Origin of the sequence: Superficieibacter electus, from assembly GCF_002915575.1 — a bacterium.
Classification (GTDB): Bacteria; Pseudomonadota; Gammaproteobacteria; order Enterobacterales; family Enterobacteriaceae; genus Superficieibacter; species Superficieibacter electus.
The window spans coordinates 49,720-58,363 of record NZ_PQGD01000028.1 but is presented as its reverse complement, the minus strand read 5'-3'; the positions used below and the strand labels follow the sequence as shown (position 1 = coordinate 58,363).

General features: G+C 45.2%; 12 protein-coding genes and 1 pseudogene. 1 reads left to right on the top strand and 12 read right to left on the bottom strand.

What is annotated here, in order from left to right:
* A pseudogene (locus CHU32_RS28470) lies at nt 1-210 on the top strand (hypothetical protein); the annotation flags it as partial.
* Between the two features lie 87 nt (nt 211-297).
* On the opposite strand, the gene CHU32_RS24510 reads toward CHU32_RS28470, so the two are convergent.
* The 12 genes from CHU32_RS24510 to CHU32_RS24455 form a co-directional block, all read right to left on the bottom strand.
* Nucleotides 298-1,089 carry a hypothetical protein gene (locus CHU32_RS24510; RefSeq protein WP_000774871.1) on the bottom strand — a complete coding sequence of 264 codons (792 nt, stop codon included), beginning with the start codon at nt 1,087-1,089 and terminating at the stop codon, nt 298-300.
* Between the two features lie 229 nt (nt 1,090-1,318).
* Nucleotides 1,319-1,576: a hypothetical protein gene (locus CHU32_RS24505; protein ID WP_001052325.1), complete on the bottom strand. Its 258-nt coding sequence runs from the start codon at nt 1,574-1,576 to the stop codon at nt 1,319-1,321.
* A 65-nt stretch (nt 1,577-1,641) separates the two neighbouring features.
* Nucleotides 1,642-1,968, bottom strand: a complete 327-nt coding sequence (locus CHU32_RS24500) for a hypothetical protein (RefSeq protein ID WP_000556022.1) — start codon at nt 1,966-1,968, stop codon at nt 1,642-1,644.
* Between the two features lie 242 nt (nt 1,969-2,210).
* The gene (locus CHU32_RS24495; RefSeq protein WP_000834113.1) at nt 2,211-2,531 is read right to left on the bottom strand and encodes a hypothetical protein; all 321 of its coding nucleotides are present in this window, start codon (nt 2,529-2,531) and stop codon (nt 2,211-2,213) included.
* A 294-nt stretch (nt 2,532-2,825) separates the two neighbouring features.
* Nucleotides 2,826-4,076, bottom strand: coding sequence for a site-specific DNA-methyltransferase (locus CHU32_RS24490; RefSeq protein WP_000104393.1), 1,251 nt, complete (start codon nt 4,074-4,076; stop codon nt 2,826-2,828).
* Nucleotides 4,077-4,246: 170 nt separating this feature from the next.
* The gene (locus CHU32_RS24485) at nt 4,247-4,855 is read right to left on the bottom strand and encodes a polyamine aminopropyltransferase (RefSeq protein WP_000833775.1); all 609 of its coding nucleotides are present in this window, start codon (nt 4,853-4,855) and stop codon (nt 4,247-4,249) included.
* Nucleotides 4,856-5,010: 155 nt separating this feature from the next.
* On the bottom strand, nt 5,011-5,268 hold the full coding sequence (locus CHU32_RS24480) for a hypothetical protein (protein WP_001290639.1): 258 nt from the start codon (nt 5,266-5,268) through the stop codon (nt 5,011-5,013).
* 64 nt (nt 5,269-5,332) lie between these two features.
* Nucleotides 5,333-5,761, bottom strand: a complete 429-nt coding sequence (locus CHU32_RS24475; RefSeq protein ID WP_000069824.1) for a hypothetical protein — start codon at nt 5,759-5,761, stop codon at nt 5,333-5,335.
* Between the two features lie 91 nt (nt 5,762-5,852).
* Nucleotides 5,853-6,230 (bottom strand): hypothetical protein, encoded by a 378-nt coding sequence (locus CHU32_RS24470; protein WP_000645320.1) that lies wholly within the window; start codon nt 6,228-6,230, stop codon nt 5,853-5,855.
* A gap of 405 nt (nt 6,231-6,635) precedes the next feature.
* Nucleotides 6,636-7,781 carry a hypothetical protein gene (locus CHU32_RS24465; protein ID WP_000339750.1) on the bottom strand — a complete coding sequence of 382 codons (1,146 nt, stop codon included), beginning with the start codon at nt 7,779-7,781 and terminating at the stop codon, nt 6,636-6,638.
* Nucleotides 7,782-7,825: 44 nt separating this feature from the next.
* Nucleotides 7,826-8,122, bottom strand: a complete 297-nt coding sequence (locus tag CHU32_RS24460) for a type II toxin-antitoxin system RelE/ParE family toxin (RefSeq protein ID WP_000581857.1) — start codon at nt 8,120-8,122, stop codon at nt 7,826-7,828.
* A gap of 49 nt (nt 8,123-8,171) precedes the next feature.
* Complete coding sequence (locus CHU32_RS24455) at nt 8,172-8,642, bottom strand: hypothetical protein (RefSeq protein WP_000170639.1); 471 nt, start codon at nt 8,640-8,642, stop codon at nt 8,172-8,174.
* Between the last annotated feature and the right edge of the window lie 2 nt (nt 8,643-8,644).

The following is an 8,644-nucleotide window of genomic DNA, read 5'->3' as shown; positions in this document are numbered from 1 at the left end:
GGAACGGTCTGCGTTGTCGGGAAGATGCGTGATCTGATCCTTCAACTCAGCAAAAGTTCGATTTATTCAACAAAGCCTCATAGAAGTAAAACTCAGTTAAATGAAGATCGTTTTCTTTCACGTATGCCGCCAATTTGCGGATACGCTGTTCAAGCATTGTATCTATCCGTAAGGAAACACTCTGCGGAACGTCACTTGCAAATTCATTGATACAATCAACGGTAGAAACTATGAATTTATTGGTCATGGCAGGCTCCAGGCCACCGGGGAAACCGGTGGCTACGGTAATTGGCAGGCTTAAGCGCCGCAAAGGGTGTCAAGGGAAGGGAGAAGCTTGCTCAGCTTGTCGTAATCGAGCGGAGACAGTTCTGTAACGAGTTCGACCGAAAGACTAGTGTTGTCTTCTTCACACAGAATATAGATTCCGTCTTCTGGCTCTTTTCCGGCACATGCCTTCAGTCGTTTGTTAACGACCTCCTGGGCTGAATCCGCTACGTCGCAGCTCAGGACATAGCTTGCCACATAGCTGCTCTCACCGTGGTAATGCGTCACTTTACACAGAGCATACTGGATACCGGCTTTGTGAGCCTCATTCATGAGACGAGAAAACTGACAGCCATCCTGGTAATAGTGGGTATCCTTTGTGACCAGAATAGTCATACCCCCAAATTCATCTGTCCGGCTTTTACTGCATGTAAATGCAGCAGTAATTGTTACCATTTCCGAGAGGTCGAATACCGACAGCACGGCAGTTGTGAGGCAAATTGCATGGTCAAGATCAATGGTCTCTCCATGAAAAACTGCCAGCCCACTGCTGGTAACTTCTGTTGCGAACAACAGTTCATAATTGCAGTCTGGGCAGGATGGTTGCCCAAAGCTCGGCTCAGAAGGGTCATACTCAGGGTGGTTCTCGATAATACTGAGGATCAGCTTCTCAGTCAGAGAACAATCTGTCAGTGGCTTATCAAGCAAACGCTCACCTTCTGCAATTTCTGCTTCGGTAACGAATGTGATTGCTTCTTGTGCCATTTTTGCCTGCTCCTGAGTGCAGGGAATAATAAACGACGCCTGAGTATAATTATCTGCCACAGTTGACTCCTTGATTATTTAATTAATGTATTTGATGAGAAGATCATAACAAATACACTAATACCAACTAATAACCTGAAGGCGTTTTTTTAGAAAAAATATTAAGAAGAAGAATATGAACACTACCTCATCTTAAATTAATATCATTCAGGATTAATATTCATTTTTGCAAATAAAAACCGCCAGACGGCGGCTTTTATAAAGAGGGAAATATCATTGGAAGTTGAAATTACTTCACGGCAGGCCGACAAATTACGCGACTGCTGTGAGCTGAAGCGAAACTTGTAGAGGAAACTATAATCACCTTTTCTAAGTCGTCGGCACTGTCAGCAATATGATGCCGGAAAGCCTCCTCTGCATCACCAGGGGAGTCGGCTTCGACCAGGTAGGCCTGATCATCATCATCAAACATAATGCGCCCGGAAATGAGATAAAGTCGGCTCAAATCTGGCGTTGCTGCGCTCGTGCTTCGTTCGTTCAGATTCATTTTTTCTCCGTCTGTTGCTCGTAAAAAGAATGACGCCGGTTTAAAAGGCGTCGCCAGGGTTCGGGCTAAAACGCAGGGTTGCCATCGAGGAAGCTCATTGGCTGGCCAATAGCGGATGCCACCCTGAGAATTTCACCTGGTGTGGCATAACGCAGCATTTCAGAGCGTCCAAATTTCTGATACTCATCTACTGACATCTTTCTCCACTCTGGGTGAGGATCTTTTCCGCACAGTGACCAGTTGCTTTCAGAGGAATCACGACGGAGAACGTACACATCAAGCGAGGCTGTAAGCCCACTTCCATATCCCCGCTGCGCTACAATACGAACCTGAGAACCATCGTCGCGTTGCAACGTCTGGGTTAATTTCGTGATAGGATCCTGAGAATGCATGCCATTTACCTCGTTTTCAAAAGATTTACCGTAAGTAAATGATACCGAATCGAGAATTCTGGCTAATAGGTCAGAAGAAAAAATAATGAATATTTTTGAAGTGTAGGATAATGATTAGAATAAAATGGCCTGAATAAATCGCTAGCGGTTAAATCCGCTTATTTCAGAGAAGCTCTGATTTAGTAGTTAGGGAAAACGATGCGGTGAAAAGTAACTTTTACACCGCAATTCAGAAAAAAGTTTCAATTAGTCACATTACGAATAACCCGGCTTACTTTCGCATGTGCGTTCCCCTGGATGTTAAAGTAAAGCCCCTCAGGCAGACTCGTCGCCCACTTAACTCCTCGCTCAGCCATACGCTTCGGTGTTTCCAGCCAACCACGAGGAATATTGCCCGTAACGTCACCGATAACCCGTGAAATGCATGCTGCTACCCGGATGCCGCCGGGAATATCGCATTCGGATTCAACAATATGCATAACCTCAAATAAAGCACCATGCCGCTGGACATGATCGCCAATGTGCAACTCGATAGGAGAAACCATTTCTGTATCTGACTTCATATCTGTCCAACTTTAATTTAGAAACCGTCTAAATTACCAATATAGTTAATGTACCGGATGTTAATTCAACAAGTTCTGTATCACAACCATCAGTTTTTTTTGTTGGGTCTATATCGGAGAAACAAGTGAATATTGAATACACTCGTTAATACAGACAACCGGAAATGAATGGCACCCTAATTATCTCTGCGGCGTATGCTAAGCCGTTAATATTGTCATTTTATGGTAGAAACAATGCAAAATGAATAAACCGCTTGTCGCTTCAAACCACTTTATCAAAACCGTTAACTTGCATTAAGCCCGATACAGTTCGGCGAGCTCGTCCAGCATGGGGTTACTCTTATATCCCGGTGCGGCCGTAAAAAGGTTTCGGGAAATCGCCAGCCATTCCATGATTTTGTCCGTCGCCAGCCAACGTCTGCCAAGTCGCTCGGCTGCGATGGGAACTTTATGCAGGCCAGCGAAGGGATCTACAACAAGATCTCCCGGCTCTGTCAAAAACTCAATCAGAAACGCTGCAAGCCTGGTAGGAGACGTTGCACCATGCAGCGGAAAACCTAGCTCGCGGGCAATGGAATGGCAAAATCTCGTATCAGCGCAGCTATTGCCGTAAAACAAAGTATTTTTGGGGATCGTTCCTTCTGTTTTATTTCCAAAGGATCCGCTTTTAAGCTGGTACGCCCCATCACCATAAAAGGTCGTGCGATTTTCACCGCCTGCTGCCTGCAATTTAAGATGCTGCTCTGAATGCGGTTGCAGTACACGTAAGTTGTTTGAACGAACCTTACTCGCATCATTGGTAAACCACAGCACAGGCTCATACGATGAGCAGAGCTGCACTCGTTGCTTACATGCCCAGTGCGTTGGCGATGGGGGCTTACTGCGATTCACCCACTGAAGCCTGTCCATGAGCTCAAGCCCCAGCTTGTCACATAATGCCAGTGTCAGACGCTCCAGATACAGAGAACGTGAAGGCCTGCCCCTATTAAAGCTATCTTGAGTGATATTCAATGCCACACTTGCGCCGGGTACAAGCTGTTTCACGATCGGTTCGAGGATACGCAGAAGCCAGTCAATATAAACCTGCTCGCCACGCCCCCCGCCATGCCCGTAGTCTCTTGAATTTCGAAGGAGGTAAGGCGGCGAGGTCAGGCAAAGATGAATTTGCTCTGTGATATTGCTGAAGAAGGCATAGGCGTTTCCAAAAACCGATGCCCCAAGAGAAGTTGAGAAACCGACAACACAGAGCTTTTCCCATGACTCGTGTAGGTTTGTTTTCGTCTTAGAGGAGTATCTCCAGACGCCCCGTTTTTCTGGAACGCGTTCGATGACTCCGGCCTGCCGAAGAGTCTGCTGAAACCAGCGTACTTTGTGTTTGACGCCGCTGGTTCTGGTTTTATCTGACCCAAATTCTTTCAGTTCGTGCAATTCGGCATCCGACATGCCAGTTTCACGCTGCACTTCGCGATAAAGCTCGTCGTTGCTCAACGGCAATTCGGAGGCTGCGTAGATCCGTGCAATTAAATCCGTAGAAATCGTGCTCATCAGCCATCCTTAATGGAGATGCAGTTTAAATATCGGCCTGATGGTTGGAAGGGGGATTACTAAATCAAACCGATCTGTTTATTTATAGGCTTTGTCAGGTCATGCAGCACAGCTGGGCATGCGCAAAGAGACCCAGTCTTCTTTAGCGGAGACACCTTCAAAAGTTGTACTCAATCAGCCCCAAGATTTTGAAACTCAATGTGCTTTTGCTCACACTCCTCCCTGCCCCACGAGCCCTGCCATTCACAGATGTCCCGGTACTTAATTTCCAGCTTATCCATCTGTGAGAGGTTAGCTGTTGCGAAGTCTGGCCATATGTCGTGCCAGCATGCGTTGTACGTGACGCCTGCTGGTGGGCAATACATCATTGCATCAGCATGGATAATTTCAACGCGAGGATCGTTTGCAAACGAGGCCGCAACGAGGTTAATAACGTCCTGTTCTTTTTCAATTACTGTTACATGGGTTACATCTTCTTTTTGAAGAATGGCGTGAAGCACCATCCCCAGACCAAGACCATTAATGAGCACGCGCCCGGTGGCTCGCTCTAAAAAATCCTGGCAGGTTCTGATCTCCATCGGGGTATTGGACATCACCACATCCCAGCCGTTGGACAAACGCCGATATCTACCGGGCGGGATAAACTCGTCTGTATTACCTGTATACTCGGCACGAAGGGCGAGGCTCATCGCCTTATCTGCGGTAATTTCGAATGTGTCCAGTTTCCAGGTTCCGGACGTGCCGTCTTTAACGGGTAAATCAGAAAAGCAGCTCTTCATCAAGGCAACCAAAATTCCAGTAATGTTGTTACGCTGAACCTATCACAAACCTGCTCTTAATACAGTTATCAGGAGTGACAGCGATCTTTGAGGAATCGTTTAAATCACGGGCATCCTGTAGCGGACGCCCGATATTTAATCAAATGTCGCAGGTGTTAAAGGAAGCGTTGCAAAGTTGCAACGTCTTCTGGAGCAACCTCCACGCAGCTCCTGACACTGTAGTGATTTTCGCCGTTGTAGTCGTAAACCCCACCGTCTTCAAAACTCAGCTGTTCAAGCTCGCCATGGCACTCTGAAATGAGTGCCGTCTGGCAAGCATTTTTCTCACAATCGCTGACGAGTAACCGAACATAGCTATTCTCATGGTCGCCGTTTCGGTTCTGGATTTTAACGATAAAGTGTTTTTCAGACATTTGTGCCTCCAGCACAGTTTGAGGTTAATTTAGCGTTGCCCCGGCTCACCGGGGCAAGAATAAATCAACCCTTAATGAAACTGTGCCCCCAGGTGTTAGGCTTAAATGCCTGCTCTTTGATATATGTTTTCATTACCTTGCAGGTTTTTTTCAGGGCTTTGGTATTGGCATCGGTTACTGAGATAAAATGGCGAGAATAACGGTTTTCCCGGTATTGCTTATCAGCGTTTGGGTCAATTGCTTCGCTTTGCAGGAGTCCTTCGTGCCTGCCAATTACTATTACGTAGTTCATTTCACCTGAAACACGATCCGTGAGTAATTGAATGGAAATATCAGTCGCTCGCGTGGCCTGGCTAGCAGAAATTTTTGCATGTAAGAAAGCTCCCTTTCGAAAGTTGGCCGGAGTCAAACCTGTAATATCCTCGGTGCTAAAATTAAGTGAAGATAGAGTTGAAAATAAATCACAGCTAATGACTTCAGTATTATTAGACATAACCCGGCTCCGCTCATATTCATGTTAAGGTAATTATATCAGGTTGATAGCATTACCTAATAACTTGGTGGCAAAAAGTTGTGGTTTTTGATTAACTAAAATTGATGTTCTCAATACTGCTCAAGAATTCTTTCTTTACACCCGGAGTAAAAGGTATACGTTCAATGTATTTATAAAGCGTCGCAAAGGTTTTGGTTTCAATGTTTCGTGAAATAACATCATCAATCGGGTCTTCGAACATATTAATAAAAACATCAATATGCTGCTCTCCGCTTTCTGAAGCTAAAGAGAGAATACAGACCACTTCAATGTAGCGGTTATCCTGCTCTGCAATGAACAACCAGTGCCCTTCGTTAAAGGCTGGTGCAGCACTGAAGCGTTTTACAACAATTTCTGAAAGAGCATATCCTGCCTGATCCAACAGATTAATAAAGTTGAGTTGAGTTGAAACCACGTCTAACGCTTTCATAAAACCTCCTTTTCATCTGTACTTATTATACTGTTACCCATCCCCCCAGCTAATAACCTCCCAGCAAACTTTCAAAAAAAATACCACCTTTAATTAGAATTGAACACATCCTTTTTAAATAACAAAAAGGATTATGAAACCCACAATGTTTGTGATGTGCCACCAAGGAAAAGTAACTTTTATGTGCTCATAAATCTTATTTCGTATTCACTTTCCTTTGTCTTTCGGTCGTAGATTATCAGGGGAAGCATAAGAAGAATATGTGAGGTTTAAGCAAATGCGGTGATCGGGCATTATAATTTGGTGAGGCTATTATAAGTGGATAAAGATAGTCGTAGGTATAGGATCAGGTTAAATTGCATTTTCCCGGTTGCCTTCCCTGGCCTACCGGTTTCAGCTCAGATACTAAGACCAGCGGTAATACTTAAAATATTCCTCATTTGCAGCTATAAACTCCCTCAAACCGTTCATTAATCCCTTCTCAAACGCTGTCACGATAAACCGGTAACCGTCCAGTGTTTCAATGTAGTAAATACCGCCTGGTGTAATTCCAACATGCAACACCTCGGCTGTCATCATAAACTGGCCTTCCGGAAAATCATGCGAAAGGTAAATGAAACCAGTAGTGGCCGATGCGGGTGTGGCATTCACTAAGACCCCGTTAAACTGCTGCCCGTGCCTCGCCGGTACAAGCTCACTTCCCCTGGTTGACTTATCAAGCAGCCTCTTAACATCTTTTTCTTCTTTTAACGAGGTATAGACCCGCACATCACTGTCATCACCTGGGCGAGAGCCGGTGCCAACATGAGCAAGACGACGGTAAGCACTGCGCATATTAACGTGGCAGGATGCCCCTGCTCTACCCTGAAGCCTTACGCCAAAGTCTTCGCAAAGTAACAAAATCTGACGTAGCTGGTTTTCATGCACGGACGCTGAGAGTGAAAGATTGAAACAGGAAAAGGTCAGTTCTAAAACCTTTTCGCGTTTGTCATTGAAATGAGCTTCCAGCCTGATGACTGGCTTTTCCGACATTGCAAAAGCTTTGTCCGTTACTCTGTACCGGCATTCATCTCCGAAACATTCTTTAACAACGCTGGCTATGACCGTGTCGTGTTCTCCATCTTCCGGAGCTGGCACAAAGATTTCAAATTGTGCCGGTGTATCCGGCTCAAGCAGAACGGGATAGAGACGCGGAGAATTAAGCAAAGCGCATTCAGAATTAATGAGCTTAACCCAGGCGCTTTTGTCGTCCGGATCCTTAAGCTGCTGTCCAAGGTTATCGCAAAAGTCAACTATCTGACGGGTATGCTCATCCGTGACTGCACAGATCAGGTTAAGACCATGCGTGGCCATACGCAGTTCCCGGGTTCGGGACTGGGAATTGATCGACCAGGGGTTAAGTGAAAGCGAAATAGGGCTTATGGAAGGGACGACCGTCTCATTCTGCAAATCTGTAAGCTGGCAGTTCGCAGTAGGCTTCGGGGAAAGGGTACTAAATATGTAACTTGCCTGTTGTTTAGTACTGGCCTGGATATAAAACATCGCGTCCATGCTTGTATCCCGGGATGAAATTGAAAATAGCTTCATTTTTAACCTTAATGGATGAGCGATTTATAGTCATGTGCAGACAAATGAACATTATGTGCGCCATCATTCCATTCAAAGAATAATCGATACTTAGAGTTTACTCGAATGGAGGAATAACGGTTTGACGTCATTCTTAAGCGTTCATAACGCAAGCTGTTGGATAATAACTCCCGCTCACTCTGGACATTATCCAGCGTTTCAAGTCGACACAGAATCGCGTTAATAATTTCAGAAGGAATACCTGCCGTTGTTTTTCCATTACGGAAGAACTTTTCAAGCCGTCTGTCTTTAAATGAATGGATCATAGTTCCTCCGTAATAATTGACCTTAAAATTAAATTAAAAGGGCTTTGAATTAATGAATACCTAAAATGCGGGCGGCAACTGCCAGCTGCTTATCACTTAACTGACGCTGGTGGGTTAAAGAAGACTTAAGGCTTTCCAGAAAATTATTACTACTGGATTGTTGGGTGATTGCATCAACCATTTTTTGATGAGACCTGCACCATGCTGTGAACGCAGAACTGTGGGCGCTTTCAGTCCTTAAACGCTCGTCTTGCAGGGATGCTGACACTTTGCGGGCAGCTTGCGCATTAATGCGGTACAGCGCATTCAGCGTGTAAGCAGTACGGGTCGTTTCGAGGCTGTAACCCGTGGCTTTACAAGCCATACAGCGACTTCTATAAAAATGCTTACGCTCTCCCCGCCCATTGCATTTATCGCAAACAATACGAAAAGTATATTCCGCAGTACCTTTTACAGAATCAACACAGCGGATTTTTGCGCTGGAGATTTCAATTCCACTGCGATCATAATATTTGGTCATAA